This is a genomic window from Paracoccus sanguinis (genome assembly GCF_900106665.1).
Classification (GTDB): domain Bacteria; phylum Pseudomonadota; class Alphaproteobacteria; order Rhodobacterales; family Rhodobacteraceae; genus Paracoccus; species Paracoccus panacisoli.
Map to the genome: position 1 here is coordinate 288,932 of NZ_FNNA01000003.1, position 14,477 is coordinate 303,408.

Sequence of the window (14,477 nt, forward strand, 5' to 3'; positions counted from 1 at the left end):
ACCCGCGCCGGGTCGGACAAGGGACCCGCAGGCCGACAGATCGTCGCCTCCGGACGGTTTTCCCGGATATGCTTCGCCGATGAGCGGGATGGGGCGAAAAACGTCTCGCCAATCAGGCACCGCCGCGAACGCTGTCCTTATTTCTGCGCCGCGAGCGCCTTGTCCAGCTCGGGCCGGAAGCGGTTGGTATAGTCCTCGCGGATCAGCGGCCCGGCGTGGCGGTAGAGCACCCTGCCCTCGGCGTCGAGGATGAAGGTCTCGGGCGGCGCGGTCACGCCCCAGTCGATCGCCGCGCGGCCCTGCGGATCGGTGGCGAGCCGGGCGAAGGGATTGCCGTGCTCGGCGAGGAACCGCTGCGCGGCGGGCTCGGGGTCCTTGAGGTCGATGCCCATCACCGGGATGCCCTCGGCGGCGAGCGCGGTCAGCGTCGGATGCTCGGCCCGGCAGGGCGGGCACCAGCTGGCCCAGAAATTGACCAGCGTCACCTTGCCGCTGCGCAGGTCGGCATCGGTCAGCGGCGTGGCGCCCGGCAGGGTCGTCGCAGGCACCGCCGGCGCCTCTTGCCCGATCAGGGTCGAGGGAATCGCGGTCGGGTCGTCCCGGCCCATCCCCCAATAGAACATCGCGGCGAGGCCGGCGAACAGCACCGGCGGCAGGGCGACGAGGGGCGAGATCCTAGCCACGGCGCGACTCCTGCTGGCGATTGCGGGGCGGCTCGACCCGCTCGAGATCGCGCCGCGCGCGGGCGCTGGCGGCCAGCGTCTGAACCACGAGCGCCACGATCAGCGCCAGCGAGATCGCCCAGGCCGACAGCACCGGGACGGCGTATTTGCCGAGTTCGACCATCATCCCCGCACCTCGCGCGCCAGCAGCGCCGCGGTCCGGCGGCGGCGGATCTCGGTCCTTGTGCGGACCAGCAGCAGGGCCAGGAACAACAGGAAGAACCCGGCCATGCAGGTATAAAGCGGGTAGCTGTAGACCGAGCTGATCCGGTCCCCCGGCGCGACGCTGATCGTCGCCCCCTGGTGCAGCCCCTGGTTCCAGAAATTGACCGCATAGCGCGAGAGCAGCGCGAAGACCGAGCCGACGAGGCACAGCACGCCCGTCAGGTCTGCCGCGCTGTCGGGGTTCTCGATCGCGGCCCAGAGCGCCATGTAGCCGAGGTAGAAGAGAAACAGGATCAGGAACGAGGTCAGGCGCGGGTCCCACTCCCACCAGGTCCCCCACATCGGCTGGCCCCAGACGGCCCCGGTGACGAGCGCGATCACCGTCATCACCGCGCCCACCGGGGCGGCGGCGCGGGCGGCGAGCGCGCTGACGTGGTGGCGCCGGATCAGCCAGATCAGCGAGGTGACGAGCATCATCACCCAGATGTTGATCGCCATCATCGCCGCAGGCACGTGCAGGAACATGATCTTGACGGTCGCGCCTTGCTTGTAGTCCTCGGGCACCGAAAAGCCCCAGATCAGGCCGCCGACCAGCGTCACGGCGGCGGCGGCAGAGACCCACGGCAGCACCGCGCCCGAAAGGCGCATGAACTTGACCGGGTTGGCGTATTCCCAAAGCGACATGCGGGTTGTCTAGCCGTCCGCGCGGGGGGGTGAAAGCCCCCTCCTCACCGCAGGTTGACCCTGAGGGCGGCGGCAGCGGCAAAGGGGATGGCCGCCAGCACCGCCAGGCTGATGCCGGCAAGCAGCACCAGCGGGGTCATCCCGTCCGCCCCCGCGGCACCACGTCGCACCGCCTCGGCCCCAAAGATCAGCGTGGGGACGTAAAGCGGCAGCACCAGCAGCGACATGAGCAGCCCGCCCCGCCGCAGCCCCACCGTGAGCGCCGCGCCGAACGCGCCCAGCATCGAGAGCGCGGGCGTACCCAACAGCAGCGCCGCCACCAGCCACGGCAGCGCCGCCCCTGACAGGTGCAGCAGGATGCCGAAGAGCGGCGCGGCCGCGACCAGCGGCAGCCCGGTAGTGATCCAGTGGGCGAGCGCCTTGATCCCCACCGCCCCCTCGAGCGGCAACGGCGAGGTGGCGAGCAGGTCGAGGCTCCCATCCTCCCAATCCAGCGCGAACAGGCGGTCGAGCGACAGCAGGCAGGCGAGCAGCGCGCCGACCCAGAGGATGCCGGGGGCGATGCGGGCGAGCGTCCCGCCCTCGGGGCCGACGCCGAAGGGGACGAGGGTGCAGAGGATGAGGAAGAACGCGAGGCCGAGCCCGAAGCCGCCGCCCGCGCGGGTGGCCAGCGCGAGGTCGCGCAGAAGCAGCGCCTTCATGGCCGCGCCTCGCTCAGGTGCCGGATGGGGTACTCGGACCAGACAGAAAGGTCAGGCCGGCCCGCGGGTCGTGCACGGGTGCGGGCGGCGGTCATGCGAAGGCCTCGTCAAAGCTCGCCGGGGCGCGGTCCGCCGGGCGGTCCGGGTCGGCGCGAAAGCGGGCGAGGTCGAGGATGCGCGCCTCGGGCAGGCCGAGGTCGATGTGGGTCGCCATCAGCGCCGCCCCGCCGGCGGCGAGGTGGCCGCGCACCACCCGGGCGAAGAGCGCCACCGAGTCGGCGTCGAGCGAGACGGTCGGCTCGTCCAGCACCCAGACCGCCCGGCCGGTGACCATCAGCCGCGCCAGCCCGGTCCGCCGCTTCTGCCCGGCCGAGAGCATCGCCGCCGGACGCTCGGCCAGCGCGGCGAGGTTCATGGCTTCGAGCGCCGCGCCGATGGGCGGGCCGCCGAAGACCGCGCGCCAGAAGTCGAGGTTCTCGGCCACCGTCAGCGCGCCCTTCAGCCCGTCGGCATGGGCGGCATAGGCGATGGCGTCGGGGTCGGCCTCGATCCGGCCCGCGGCGGGGGGCTGAAGCCCGGCCACGGTGCGCAGCAGCGTGGTCTTGCCGATCCCGTTCGGGCCGCGGAGGATCAGCGCCTCGCCCGGCGCGAGGGTGAAGGCGACGCGTTCGACCGCCCGCCGCCCGCCGCGCGACACGGCAAGGTCATGGGCGGTGACCAGCGGCGCCGTCACACCGGCAGAAGCGCGCAGGCGACGCGCCGCCCCTCGGACAGGGTGACGTTGTAGCTGCGCGCGGCGGTGGGGGTGGCGGTCGGCTCGACCGCGAGGCCAGCGGCGGCGAGCGCCTGCGACAGCGCCGCCGAAGGCCGCTCGGGGTCGGCGCCCATGCCGAGGAACAGCACGTCCACCGTGCCCCCCAGCGCCTCGAGCGCGGCAATGTCGTCCAGCCCGCCCCAGGGCCGCGGTCCGGCGGCGGTCACGATCACCGGCCCGTGGTGCAGCCGCCCGCCGACGCGAAAGAAACCGGGGCCGTAGCCGTCCACGGGGACCGCGCCGGCGAAGTCGGTTTCCTTCATCGCCATCAGGGGCGGTCCTGGAAAGGCGTGCCGGCCAGGTCGCTGACCTCGCCCGCCGGGGTCTTTTCGGGCTTCGACCAGTCCCGCTTGACCCCCAGCCACAGCACGATGTTCTTGGCGACGTAGATCGTCGAGTAGCAGCCGACGAATACGCCCCAGAGCATCGCGAAGACGAAGCCGCGGATCACGTCGCCCCCCAGCGCGAGCAGCGCGGCGAGCGCCAGCGCCGTCGCCACAGCCGTCATGATGGTGCGCGACAGCGTCTCGTTCACCGTCAGGTTCATCACGTCGATCAGCGGCATGGTCTTGAACTTGATCAGGTTCTCGCGCAGCCGGTCGAACACCACGACGGTGTCGTTGATCGAATAGCCGAGGATGGTCAGCAGCGCCGCGATGGTCGAGAGGTCGAACTTGATCTGGAACAGCGAGAAGATGCCGGCCGTCAGCAGGATGTCGTGGACCAGCGCGAACACGCCGCCTACCGCAAACTGCCACTCGAACCGCAGCCAGACGTAGAAGAGGATGCCCAGCGTCGCCGCGCCCACGGCATAGAGCGCGGTCTTGATCAGCTCGCCCGAGACCTTGGGGCCGACCGACTCGACCGCGGCGAAGCGGACCTGCGGATCGACGGTCTTCAGCGCCGCCTCGACCTGGTTCAGCTCTTCGGGGGTGACCGAGCCGGTCTCGCCCGAGGTGCCGATGCGGATCATGGCGACGTGCCGGTCGGCGCCGAAGGAGGGGTCGAAGACCTCAGTGATCGACACGTCCCCGAGGTTCAGCCCGCCGAGCGCCTGCCGGTAGTCCGAGACCTCGAAGGCCGTCGGGCTTTCGGCGCGGATGGTCGTGCCGCCCTTGAAGTCGATGCCGAAGTTGAAGCCGTTCAGGAAGATGATGATCACCGAGGCGATCATCGCCACCGCCGAGATGCCGAAGGTCAGCTTCTGCCAGCGGAAGAAGTCGTAGTGGGTGACGTCGGGAACGAGTTTCAGACGAAAGGCCATCTCACGCCCCCCTTACAGAACGAGTGTCTTGGGCTTGCGCCAGTCGAGCCACAGCACGATCATCAACCGGGTGAGGAAGATCGCGGTGAAGACCGAGGTCACGAGGCCGATGGTCAGCGTCACGGCGAAGCCCTTGACCGGGCCCGAGCCCAGGAAGAACATCACCAGCGCCGCGATGAAGGTCGTCACGTTGGCGTCGATGATCGCGCTCATCGCCTCGTTGAAGCCGTTGTTGATGGCGGTGGCGACGCGCTTGCCGGCGCGCAGCTCCTCGCGGATGCGCTCGTAGATGATGACGTTGGCATCGACCGCGGTGCCCACGGTCAGCACGATGCCGGCGATGCCGGGCAGCGTCAGCGTGGCCCCCATCGCCGACATGATGGCGAGGATCATCACCACGTTCACGATCACCGCGATCGAGGCGAAGACGCCGAAGAGCCCGTAGCTGGCGACGATGTAGGCCACGACGAGGATGGTGCCGACCACCGCCGCGATCTTGCCCGCGTCGATCGAATCCTGCCCCAGTTCCGGGCCGATGGTCCGTTCCTCAAGGAAGGTCATCTCGGCCGGCAGCGCCCCCGCGCGCAGCAGCACGGCAAGGCGGTTCGACTCATCCACCCCCATCGACCCCGAGATCTGTCCCGAGCCGGTGGTGATCGCGTCGCGGATCACCGGCGCCGAGATCACCTGGTTGTCGAGCACGATGGCGAAGGGCTGGCCGACGTTGGCCGAGGTATAGGCGCCGAAGCGGCGCGCGCCCTGCGGGTTGAAGCGGAAGTCGACCGAGGGCTGGCCGTTCTGGTCGAACGAGGGCCGCGCGTCGGTCAGTTCCTCGCCGGTGACCACGGGGGCCTCGGCGATGGTGTAGTAGACGCCCTGCTCGTCGAGCGAGGGGACCACGATGTTGCCGACGCCAGCCGGCGCGTTCGGGTCCGTGCCGCGGCCCACGACCGGGTTGAAGGTCAGCTTGGCAGTGGTGCCGATCAGCTTCTTCAGCTCTTCGGCCGAGCCGATGCCCGGCACCTGGATCAGGATGCGGTCCTTGCCCTGGCGCTGGATGGTCGGCTCACGCGTGCCGACCTCGTCGACCCGGCGGCGCACGATCTCGAGCGACTGCTGGATGGTGCGGTCGTCGGTGGCGGCCTTCTCGGCGTCCGACAGCTTGATCATCATCGTCGGCCCGTTGGCCGTGATATCGAGGCTCGACGACCCGGCGCCGGTCAGCGACACCACGGGCGCGGCGAGCGTCCGGGCGATCTCGACCGCGCGGGCCATCTGGTCGGGGTTGCCGATCTCGACGCGCAGCTCGTCCTCGGGGCCCGGCACGCGGCGCACGGCGCCGAGCGTGTCGCGCTCGGCCGCGAGCGCGTCGCGGAGTTCCGGCCAGAGGGCGGTCATGCGGGACTTGTAGACGTCGGCCGTGTGGACCTCGCCCAGAAGATGCGCCCCGCCGCGCAGGTCGAGCCCGAGATTGACGAGGCTCGACGGCAGCCACGACGGCCAGAGACCGCGCGCGGCGGCCTGCTCGGGCGTCTCGAACCCGGCGCGCTCGGCCGCGACGAGGGCGTCGTTATGGGCCTCGACGCGGGAATAGAACAGGTTGGGCATCGCATAGACGAAGGCCAGCGCCACGACGGCGAGGATCGCAATGCGTTTCCACAGCGGGATCTGCAGCATGATGGGGGCGGCTCAGCTGTTGGCGGCGACGGGCGCGGTGCGGTTCACGACCTGCGCGATGCTCGACCGGACGACGCGGACGCGCACGCCCTGCGCCAGCTCGACGTCCAGCTCATCGTCGCGCACACCCACGACCTTGCCGATCAGCCCGCCCTGGGTGATCACCTGGTCGCCCTTCTTCAGCGCCGCAACCATCGCCCGGTGCTGGGACATCTTCTTCTGCTGCGGGCGCAGGATCAGGAAATACATGATCACGAAGACCAGCAGCAGCGGGACGAACTGCGCGAAGGCGGCGGCGCCGCCGGGCGCGCCGGCAGCCTGGGCATAGGCAGGAGAGACGAACATGGGCGATCCTCAGCTGGGGCCGGTCATGAGGCCGGTCAGGGCATGATCCGCGGGCACGCGGCGGCAGGGCCGCGGCCGGGGCGCAAAGCGCGAATTGGCGCGGGTTCTAGTCGGGCGGGCGGCGCTTGTCCAGAAACGCCGTGGCCCCGCCGCGTCACCGCTTCGTGGGCGCGGCGCAGCCGTAGGGGGCGCCACGTCGGGACTTATTTGTGGCGCGATTACCCCGGGGGACGCACCGGAACGGCGCGAGGGGCAGCGCCACCGGCACCGACGGCTGCAGGTCGCCCGGCGACCCGCGCCGGCTCAGCCCACCGCCGCGGGCTGGGCCCGCTCGACGAGGCGGGCGAAGAAACTCGCCCCGATCGGCGCGATCTCGTCGTTGAAGTCATAGGCGGGGTGGTGCAGCCCTGCCCCCGGCCCCTGGCCGATGAAGACATAGGCCCCAGGACGCGCCTCGAGCATGTAGCTGAAATCCTCGGCCCCCATCTCGCGCGGGCATTCGCCGTCGACCATGTCGAGCCCCGCGACCTCGGCCGCGACCCCGGCGGCGAAGCTCGCGCAGGCCGGGTCGTTGACCGTCGCCGGGTCGCCGGTCTGGTAGTCGAGCACCGCCTCGACCCCGTAGCTCGCGGCCTGTCCGGCGACGATCTCCTCCATCCGGCGCATCACCATCGCCTGCACGGCGGGGTCGAAGGTCCGCACCGTGCCGTTGATCCAGGCGTCGTCGGGGATGACGTTGTGGGCCGAGCCGGTGTGGATCTGGGTGACCGAGACCACGAGGTCGTCGGTGGCCTTGTGGTTGCGGCTGACGATGGATTGCAACGCCTGCACGATGCCCACCGCGGCGATCACCGGGTCGGCGGTCTCGTGCGGCATGGCCCCGTGCCCGCCGCGGCCCTTGATGCGGATGTCGAAAGCGTCGACCGCCGCCATCAGCGCCCCGCCGTTGGTCTGGAACGACCCCAGCGCCACGTTGGGCGAGTTGTGCAGCGCGAACACCTGGCCGATGTCGAAGCGCTCCATGATGCCTTCGTCCACCATGACCTTGGCGCCGCGCCCGCCCTCTTCCGCGGGCTGGAAGATCAGCGCCACGCGGCCCGAGAAGTTGCGCGTCTCGGCCAGATACTTCGCCGCGCCGAGCAGCATCGTGGTGTGGCCGTCGTGCCCGCAGGCGTGCATCTTGCCCGGCACGGTCGAGGCATACGCCGCCCCCGTCGCCTCGACGATCGGCAGCGCGTCCATGTCGGCCCTGAGCCCGATGGTCGGCCCCTCGCCGCGCCCGTTGATGATCGCCACCATGCCGGTCTGCGCGATCCCCTCGTGCAGCTCGTCCACCCCGAACTCGCGCAGGCGGGCGGCGACGAAGGCGGCGGTCTCGCCGAGGTCGAACTGCAGCTCGGGGTGCTGGTGCAGATGCCGCCGCCAGGCGGTCATCTCGTCGGCGTATCCGGCGATGCGGTTCAGGACGGGCATGGTGGACTCTTTCCGGGTGCTTGTGTCTCTTGGCCGCACTCGAACCGAACGGGGCGCGAAAGTCCATGACCGACCGATCCGCAGACACCGCCGACGCCACGGCCGCCACCCTGTCAGCCACCGACGAAACCGCGCGGCTGATCGGGATCATGGCCGCGCTGCGCGACCCGCAGACGGGCTGCCCCTGGGACATCGAGCAGGATTTCGCCTCGATCGCCCCCTATACCATCGAGGAGGCCCACGAGGTCGCCGACGCCATCGCCCGGCAGGCCTGGGACGAGCTGCCGGGCGAGCTGGGCGACCTGCTGCTGCAGGTCGTGTTCCACGCCCAGATGGCCGACGAGGCGGGGATGTTCGGCTTCGCCGACGTGGCCCGCGCCATTTCGGACAAGCTGGTGGCGCGGCACCCGCACGTCTTCGGCACCGAATCGCGCGACAAGTCCGCCGCCCAGCAGGTGAAGGACTGGGAGGCAATCAAGGCCACCGAGCGCGCCGCCAAGGCCGAGAAGGGCGTGCTCGACGGCGTGGCGCTTGGCCTGCCGGCGCTGACGCGGGCGATCAAGCTGCAGAACCGGGCGGCGCGGGTGGGGTTCGACTGGCCCTCGGCCGACGAGGTGCTGGACAAGCTCGCCGAGGAGACCGCCGAGCTGCGCGCCGCCACCGACCCCGCCCACCGGGCCGAGGAGTTCGGCGACCTCATGTTCGTGATGGCCAATCTCGCCCGCCACCTCGACATCGACCCCGAGGCCGCGCTGCGCGACGCGAACGCCAAGTTCACCCGCCGCTTCGCCGCCATCGAAGCGGCGCTGGCCGCCGAGGGCCGCCGCCCCGAGGACTCGACGCTGGCCGAGATGGACGCGCTCTGGGATGCTGCCAAGGCGGCGGAGAGGGCGGGCTAGAGCAGCGCCTTCCGCAGCATGTTCAGGCCCACGGCGAGCAGGAACACGGCAAAGATCCGCCGCAGCCGCCGCGCGTCGGTACCATGCGCGAGGTTCGCGCCGATCGGCGCGGTCAGCAGCGTCATGGCGATGGTCAGCGCGAAGATCGGCAGGTTGACCGAGCCCACCGTGCCGGGCGGCGCCCCCGCAGCGGGCACGAACAGGAACGCCAGCACCGAGGGTAGCGCGATCACCGCCCCGAACCCGGCCGAGGTCGCCACCGCGCGGTGCATCGGCCGCCCGTGCAGCGTCAGCATCGGCACCCCGAGCGAGCCCCCGCCGATCCCCAGCAGCACGCCCACCAGCCCCACGGTGCCGCCGAGGGCGGCGCGACGGGCGCCTTCGGGCGGGGTGTCGGCCAGCCGCCAGTCGGCGCGGCTGATCAGCATGAAGCTCGCCACGCAGAGCACCAGCACCCCGAAGATCGCCTTGAGCTGCTGGGTCGAGAGCCGCGAGACGAGCCACACGCCAACGATCGCGCCCAGCATGATCCACGGCGCCCAGGCCCGCAGGATGTCCCAGTCCACCGCCCCCTTGCGGTTGTGGGCCAGCACCGAGCGGATCGAGGTCACGAAGATCGTCGACAGCGAGGTGGCGAGGCAGACCTGCATGAGGTCGCCCGCCCCATAGCCCGCCGCCGTCAGGATCGCCGCGAAGGCGGGGACGAGGACGATGCCGCCGCCGACGCCCAGAAGCCCGGCGAGGATGCCGGCAAAGGCGCCCGCCGCCAGGAGGGCTGCGACATAAGGCAGAAGTTCGGTCATGACGGTCGTCCGTTGTTGCGTCGCGCCCGCTTAGCGCCGCGGCGCGGGCGGCGCCAGCGGGCGCGGCGGGGCCTGCCGCAGGGTCCGGTGGTGGGATGGCGCGTCGCGCCCCGACGCCGGCGCTCAGGCCGCGTCCAAGCTGACCGCCGCGAGCGCCGCGTCATAGTCGGCGAGTGTGCCCTGCGACGCGCGCTCGGACAGGATGCGCTTCCACTGCCGCGCGCCGGGGCGGCCGTGGAAGAGCCCGAGCATGTGCCGGGTGATCTGGTGCATCCGCCCGCCGGCGGCGAGGTGGCGGGCCAGCACCTCGCGCATCGCCTCGGCCGCGGCGACGGGAGAGGCGAGCGGCGGCGCCTCGCCCCATAGCCGGTCCGCCGCGCCGAGGATGGCCCAGGGCTCGTGATACGCGGCGCGGCCGATCATCGCCCCGTCCATCACCGCCAGCTGCGCCTCGGCCTCGGCCAGCGAGGCGATGCCGCCGTTGATCGACAGGTGCAGGCCGGGAAAGGCCGCCTTCATCGCGTGGACCAGCGGATAGTCGAGCGGCGGGATCTCGCGGTTCTCGCGCGGGCTCAGCCCCTCGAGCCAGGCCTTGCGGGCGTGGACGATGACCCGGCGGACACCGGCCGCCTCGAGCGTGGCGAGGAAGGCGGGCAGGACCTCGGCGGGCTCCTGCTCGTCCACGCCGATGCGGCATTTCACCGTGACCTCGACCGGCGAGGCCGCCTGCATCGCCGCGACGCAGGCGGCGACGAGGTCGGGCGACTTCATCAGCACCGCGCCGAAGCAGCCCGACTGCACCCGGTCGCTGGGGCAGCCGACGTTGAGGTTGATCTCGTCGTAGCCGTAATCCGCGCCGATGCGCGCGGCTTCGGCCAGCTGCGCGGGGTCCGAACCGCCGATCTGCAGCGCCACCGGCCCGTCGCCGTCATGGCCGAGCAGCCGGTCGCGGTCGCCATGCAGGATCGCCGGGGCGGTGATCATCTCGGTATAGAGCAGCGCCCGGCGCGAAAGCAGCCGGTGGAAGCCGCGGCATTGACGGTCGGTCCAGTCGATCATCGGCGCCACGCTCAGGCGGGCGGCCTGCCGCGCGGGGCTGGCGTCGAAGCGCCCCGGCGCAGCGGGGTGAATAGCGAGGGGACGGGTCATGGCGCGGTCCAGACGGGATCAGGCGGCGGTCCCTAGCACGGCGGGGGCCCGCAAGGCCAGCGCGCGCCGCGGGTTGAGCCGGGCAGCCCTCGCCCCTATCTTCTGGGGCAAGCGCGAAAGGCATCCCATGTTCTCGATCCCCGGCAAGCCCCCCGTCACCATCACCCCCGCCGCTGAGGCGCGGATCGCCCGGCTGATGGCTGGCAAGGACGGGGCGGGCCTGCGCATCGGCCTGAAGAAGGGAGGCTGCGCGGGGATGGAATACACGATGGAACTGGCCGACGCCGCCAACCCCGGCGACGAGGTGGTCGAACAGGGCGCGGCGCGGGTCCTGATCGCGCCCACCGCGCAGATGTTCCTCTTCGGCACCCAGATCGACTATCAGGACGGGCTGCTCGACAGCGGGTTCCGCTTCATCAATCCCAATGTCACCGACAGCTGCGGCTGCGGCGAGTCGGTGCGGTTCGAGCCGCTGGAGGGGTCGGCCGCGCGACAGGGCTGACCGCGGGCGGACGCCCGCCCTCCGGCCTCTCTTGCACGGGCGCCCGCCGCCGGGCTAGGCGGGGGCGACCCTGATCGAGGAGGATGAGATGGCCCCCCGCAAGCTTGCCGCCGGCAACTGGAAGATGAACGGCACCCGCGCCGCGCTGGCCGAGATCGCCGCGCTCGCGCCCCAAGCCGGAGGCGTCGATGTCCTGATCTGCCCGCCCGCCACGCTGGTCGCGCCGATGGCCGAAGCCGCGCCCAAGGGGATCGCGGTCGGCGGGCAGGACTGCCATGCCGAGGCCTCGGGCGCCCACACGGGCGACATCGCCGCCGAGCAGCTGCGCGACGCCGGCGCGAGCCACGTCATCGTCGGCCACTCGGAGCGCCGCACCGACCATGCCGAAACCGACGCGCAGGTTGCCGCCAAGGCGACGGCCGCGCATCGCGCCGGCCTCGTCGCGGTCATCTGCGTGGGCGAGACCGAGGCGCAACGCGACGCGGGCGAGACGCTTGCCGTGATCGCCGCGCAGCTCGCTGGCTCGGTCCCCGAGGGGGCGACCGCCGCCAACACGGTCATCGCCTATGAGCCGGTCTGGGCCATCGGCACCGGCCGCACCCCCACCGTCGAGCAGATCGCCGAGGTCCACGCCGCCATGCGCCAGGCCCTCGCCAACCGGCTGGCGGACGGGGCCGAGATGACGCTGCTCTACGGCGGCAGCGTCAAGCCGGGCAACGCGGCCGAGATCTTCGCCATCGCCAACGTGGACGGCGCGCTGGTCGGCGGGGCGAGCCTCAAGGCCGCCGATTTCGGCCCCATCGTCGCGGCGCTCGCGGCGGCCTGAGCCGCCGCGCCGTCCCGGGCTTAGGCCTTGGCCGGGTCGCGCACCGCCGGATAGCTGTGGAACGGCACGTTCCACAGCTGCCCGTCCACCGCCTCGACCCGCATCATGTAGATCGTCTGGACGATGTCGCGGGTGGCGGCGTCGATCTCGATCGGGCCGCGCGGCGACTCGAGGCGCGCACCCTTCATCGCCTCGACCAGCGCCGCGCCGGTGGCGTCGCCGCCGGTGCGCCCCAGCGCCTCGGCCAGCAGCCGGGCGCCGTCGTAAGCCGACACGGCCATGAAGTTCGGGCGGGTGCGGTTCCGCTCCATGAAGGTGGCGACGAAGGCGCGGTTCGCCTCGGTCGGCAGGGCGGCGCTGTAGTGCAGCCCCGTCACCAACCCCAGCGCGGCATCCCCCATCTGCGGCAGCACGATGTCGTCGGTCACCGAGCCGTCCGCGACCAGCCGGATGCCCGACCGGTCGAGGCCGCGCTCGACCCACTGCTTGAGGAACGGCGCGCCGATCCCGGATGGCAGGAACACGAACAGCGCCTGCGGCTTCGCGTCCACCACGCGCTGCAGGAAGGCCGCGAAGTCCGGGTCGCGCAGCGGCACCCGCAGGCTGCCCGCGACGGTGCCGCCGGCCTCGGCGAAGACCTTGGCGAAGCTCGCCTCGGCGTCGTGGCCGGGGCCGTAGTCGGTCACCAGCGTCATCGCCTGCCCGATCCCGTCGCCGGCCATCCACCGGGCGATCACGCTCGTCACCTGCGGGGTGGTGTAGCTGGTGCGCACGATCATCGGCGAGGCCTCGGTCACGGCAGAGGTCGCCGCGACCATGACGATCTGCGCCACGCCCGCGCGGGCCGAGACAGGCGCCGCGGCGAGCGCGAGCGGGGTCAGGCCGAAGCCGCCCAGCACCTCGATCCCGCCCGAGGTCACCATCTCCTGCGCGATGCGGCGGGTGGTGTCGGCGATGCCGCCGTCATCGGCGATCACCGGCTCGATCCGCCGCCCCGCCGCGGCGGCGCCCTGGGTGTCGAGATATTGCTGGAACCCCGCCTGCATCTGCTGGCCGTAGGCCGCAAACGGGCCGGTGAGCGGCAGGATCAGCCCGACCTTGAGCGCGCGGTCCTGCGCCAGGGCGGGGGCGGCAAACCCGCCGGCGAGGGCCGCGGCGGCGCCGGTCAGAAGGGTGCGTCGGTGCATCGAAAAGCCTCGTTCAGCTGGCGGACGGCGGCGACTAGGCCATGACGGCGCGGCGCCGCGCAAGCGGTCTCTCGCGCCCCTTCGGCCCCAGGCGCGGGGGCCGCCACGCGCCCGGTCGGCCGCGGACCGCGCCATGCGGCCGTTCGGACGGGTTGATCCATCCCCCCCGCGTGCCGCATGGTGCGCGCGTCACGACGCGGCGTCACGACCGCGACCGTCCCAACACCCGGAGGAGACTACCCCATGCGCATCACCCGCCTTGCCGCCGCTGCGGCCACCGCGGCCGCCCTCGTCGGCGCCCCGCTCACCGCCTCGGCGGCCGAGTTCATCAACGTCCTGACCGGCGGTACCTCGGGGGTCTATTACCCGATGGGCGTCGCCATGTCCGAGATCTGGGCCAAGGGCATCCCCGACGCGCGGACCCAGGTGCAGGCCACCAAGGCCTCGGTCGAGAACCTCAACCTGCTGCAGCAGGGCAAGGGCGAGGCGGGCTTCGCGCTCGGCGACAGCGTCCAGATGGCGTGGGAGGGCGACGAGGAGGCCGGCTTCAAGGGCAAGCTCGACAAGCTGCGCGCGATCGGCGCGATCTATCCGAACTACATCCAGATCGTCGCCTCGAAGGATTCGGGCATCGCTTCGCTCGCCGATCTCAAGGGCAAGAGCCTGTCGGTCGGCGCGGCCAAGTCGGGGACCGAGCTGAACGCCCGCGCCATCCTCGAGGCCGCCGGGATGAGCTATGCCGATCTGGCCAAGGTCGAGTACCTGCCCTTCGCCGAATCGGTCGAGCTGATGAAGAACCGCCAGCTTGACGCCACGCTGCAGTCCGCGGGGCTGGGCGTCGCGTCGCTCAAGGACCTGGCGACCTCGACCCCGATCACCGTGATCCCGGTGCCCGCCGACCTGGTGGCCAAGCTCGGCGGCGCCTATCACGCCGCGACGATCCCGGCCGACACCTATGACGGGCAGGCGGCCGATGTGCCGACCGCGTCGGTGACGAACATCCTCGTGACCCATGACGGGGTGCCCGAGGAAACCGTCTACCAGATGACCAAGCAGCTGTTCGAGAACCTCGACACCGTCAAGGCGGCGCACGCGGCGGGCAAGGCCATCGACGTGGCGAAGGCGGCCGAGAACCTGCCGATCCCGCTGCACCCGGGCGCCGAGCGCTACTACCGCGAGGCCGGCGTCCTGAAGTAAGGCGCCTGCTCTGACCGGCTCGCGGTCCCGGTGCAGCGCTGCGCCGGGGCCGTTCTCGTCCCGCGACCA

General features: G+C 71.6%; 17 protein-coding genes. 4 read left to right on the top strand and 13 right to left on the bottom strand.

Going from position 1 to position 14,477, the window contains the following annotated elements; all coding sequences use genetic code 11:
- Positions 1-137 precede the first annotated feature (137 nt).
- The 10 genes from BLW17_RS12535 to BLW17_RS12580 all read right to left on the bottom strand — a co-directional run bounded on the left by BLW17_RS12535 (position 138) and on the right by BLW17_RS12580 (position 7,845).
- Positions 138-683, bottom strand: a complete 546-nt coding sequence (locus BLW17_RS12535) for a DsbE family thiol:disulfide interchange protein (protein WP_036700695.1) — start codon at positions 681-683, stop codon at positions 138-140.
- Positions 676-849 carry a heme exporter protein CcmD gene (gene ccmD / locus BLW17_RS12540; RefSeq protein ID WP_331429044.1) on the bottom strand — a complete coding sequence of 58 codons (174 nt, stop codon included), beginning with the start codon at positions 847-849 and terminating at the stop codon, positions 676-678. The genes BLW17_RS12535 and ccmD overlap by 8 nt, the downstream gene beginning before the upstream one ends.
- Complete coding sequence (locus BLW17_RS12545; protein ID WP_036707259.1) at positions 846-1,571, bottom strand: heme ABC transporter permease; 726 nt, start codon at positions 1,569-1,571, stop codon at positions 846-848. Before BLW17_RS12545 ends, ccmD begins: the two co-directional genes overlap by 4 nt.
- Before the next feature lie 44 nt (positions 1,572-1,615).
- Entirely contained in the window at positions 1,616-2,272 is a 657-nt protein-coding gene (gene ccmB, locus BLW17_RS12550) for a heme exporter protein CcmB (RefSeq protein ID WP_036707261.1), read from the bottom strand.
- A gap of 91 nt (positions 2,273-2,363) precedes the next feature.
- Positions 2,364-3,005, bottom strand: a complete 642-nt coding sequence (ccmA, locus tag BLW17_RS12555; RefSeq protein ID WP_231565630.1) for a heme ABC exporter ATP-binding protein CcmA — start codon at positions 3,003-3,005, stop codon at positions 2,364-2,366.
- On the bottom strand, positions 3,002-3,355 hold the full coding sequence (locus BLW17_RS12560; protein ID WP_036732956.1) for an Mth938-like domain-containing protein: 354 nt from the start codon (positions 3,353-3,355) through the stop codon (positions 3,002-3,004). The genes ccmA and BLW17_RS12560 overlap by 4 nt, the downstream gene beginning before the upstream one ends.
- Entirely contained in the window at positions 3,355-4,350 is a 996-nt protein-coding gene (gene secF / locus BLW17_RS12565; protein WP_036732958.1) for a protein translocase subunit SecF, read from the bottom strand. Before secF ends, BLW17_RS12560 begins: the two co-directional genes overlap by 1 nt.
- 12 nt (positions 4,351-4,362) lie before the next feature.
- Positions 4,363-6,027: a protein translocase subunit SecD gene (gene secD / locus BLW17_RS12570; RefSeq protein WP_036700705.1), complete on the bottom strand. Its 1,665-nt coding sequence runs from the start codon at positions 6,025-6,027 to the stop codon at positions 4,363-4,365.
- Positions 6,028-6,039: 12 nt separating this feature from the next.
- Positions 6,040-6,372, bottom strand: coding sequence for a preprotein translocase subunit YajC (gene yajC, locus BLW17_RS12575; RefSeq protein ID WP_036700706.1), 333 nt, complete (start codon positions 6,370-6,372; stop codon positions 6,040-6,042).
- Positions 6,373-6,675: 303 nt separating this feature from the next.
- Positions 6,676-7,845, bottom strand: coding sequence for a M20 aminoacylase family protein (locus BLW17_RS12580; RefSeq protein WP_036732962.1), 1,170 nt, complete (start codon positions 7,843-7,845; stop codon positions 6,676-6,678).
- Between the two features lie 65 nt (positions 7,846-7,910).
- Here BLW17_RS12580 and mazG point away from each other — a divergent pair, with 65 nt between their 5' ends.
- Entirely contained in the window at positions 7,911-8,744 is an 834-nt protein-coding gene (mazG, locus tag BLW17_RS12585) for a nucleoside triphosphate pyrophosphohydrolase (protein WP_074826724.1), read from the top strand.
- Here the strand turns inward: mazG and BLW17_RS12590 are convergent.
- Complete coding sequence (locus tag BLW17_RS12590) at positions 8,741-9,547, bottom strand: sulfite exporter TauE/SafE family protein (protein WP_036732965.1); 807 nt, start codon at positions 9,545-9,547, stop codon at positions 8,741-8,743. The genes mazG and BLW17_RS12590 overlap by 4 nt on opposite strands.
- 123 nt (positions 9,548-9,670) lie before the next feature.
- Positions 9,671-10,696, bottom strand: coding sequence for a tRNA dihydrouridine(20/20a) synthase DusA (gene dusA, locus BLW17_RS12595; RefSeq protein WP_074826727.1), 1,026 nt, complete (start codon positions 10,694-10,696; stop codon positions 9,671-9,673).
- Between the two features lie 127 nt (positions 10,697-10,823).
- Between dusA and BLW17_RS12600 the strand changes: the two genes are divergently transcribed.
- Together BLW17_RS12600 and tpiA are read left to right on the top strand one after the other, a co-directional pair.
- A complete protein-coding gene (locus BLW17_RS12600) occupies positions 10,824-11,198 on the top strand; it encodes a HesB/IscA family protein (RefSeq protein WP_036700722.1) in 375 nt (124 codons plus the stop codon).
- Positions 11,199-11,286: 88 nt separating this feature from the next.
- A complete protein-coding gene (tpiA, locus tag BLW17_RS12605) occupies positions 11,287-12,024 on the top strand; it encodes a triose-phosphate isomerase (protein WP_036732969.1) in 738 nt (245 codons plus the stop codon).
- Positions 12,025-12,044: 20 nt separating this feature from the next.
- On the opposite strand, the gene BLW17_RS12610 is transcribed toward tpiA, so the two are convergent.
- Positions 12,045-13,211: an ABC transporter substrate-binding protein gene (locus BLW17_RS12610; protein WP_036732972.1), complete on the bottom strand. Its 1,167-nt coding sequence runs from the start codon at positions 13,209-13,211 to the stop codon at positions 12,045-12,047.
- A 243-nt stretch (positions 13,212-13,454) separates the two neighbouring features.
- Between BLW17_RS12610 and BLW17_RS12615 the strand changes: the two genes are divergently transcribed.
- Positions 13,455-14,408: a TAXI family TRAP transporter solute-binding subunit gene (locus tag BLW17_RS12615; RefSeq protein WP_036732975.1), complete on the top strand. Its 954-nt coding sequence runs from the start codon at positions 13,455-13,457 to the stop codon at positions 14,406-14,408.
- Positions 14,409-14,477 lie beyond the last annotated feature (69 nt).

Coding starts and splice junctions, on each gene's coding strand:
- dusA (WP_074826727.1), bottom strand. CDS start 10,696: ATGACCCGTCCCCTCGCTATTCACCCCGCTGCGCCGGGGCGCTTCGAC.
- secD (WP_036700705.1), bottom strand. CDS start 6,027: ATGCTGCAGATCCCGCTGTGGAAACGCATTGCGATCCTCGCCGTCGTG.
- ccmB (WP_036707261.1), bottom strand. CDS start 2,272: ATGAAGGCGCTGCTTCTGCGCGACCTCGCGCTGGCCACCCGCGCGGGC.
- BLW17_RS12545 (WP_036707259.1), bottom strand. CDS start 1,571: ATGTCGCTTTGGGAATACGCCAACCCGGTCAAGTTCATGCGCCTTTCG.
- secF (WP_036732958.1), bottom strand. CDS start 4,350: ATGGCCTTTCGTCTGAAACTCGTTCCCGACGTCACCCACTACGACTTC.
- BLW17_RS12560 (WP_036732956.1), bottom strand. CDS start 3,355: ATGGCGATGAAGGAAACCGACTTCGCCGGCGCGGTCCCCGTGGACGGC.
- tpiA (WP_036732969.1), top strand. CDS start 11,287: ATGGCCCCCCGCAAGCTTGCCGCCGGCAACTGGAAGATGAACGGCACC.
- BLW17_RS12615 (WP_036732975.1), top strand. CDS start 13,455: ATGCGCATCACCCGCCTTGCCGCCGCTGCGGCCACCGCGGCCGCCCTC.
- mazG (WP_074826724.1), top strand. CDS start 7,911: ATGACCGACCGATCCGCAGACACCGCCGACGCCACGGCCGCCACCCTG.
- yajC (WP_036700706.1), bottom strand. CDS start 6,372: ATGTTCGTCTCTCCTGCCTATGCCCAGGCTGCCGGCGCGCCCGGCGGC.
- BLW17_RS12610 (WP_036732972.1), bottom strand. CDS start 13,211: ATGCACCGACGCACCCTTCTGACCGGCGCCGCCGCGGCCCTCGCCGGC.
- BLW17_RS12590 (WP_036732965.1), bottom strand. CDS start 9,547: ATGACCGAACTTCTGCCTTATGTCGCAGCCCTCCTGGCGGCGGGCGCC.
- BLW17_RS12600 (WP_036700722.1), top strand. CDS start 10,824: ATGTTCTCGATCCCCGGCAAGCCCCCCGTCACCATCACCCCCGCCGCT.
- BLW17_RS12580 (WP_036732962.1), bottom strand. CDS start 7,845: ATGCCCGTCCTGAACCGCATCGCCGGATACGCCGACGAGATGACCGCC.
- ccmD (WP_331429044.1), bottom strand. CDS start 849: ATGATGGTCGAACTCGGCAAATACGCCGTCCCGGTGCTGTCGGCCTGG.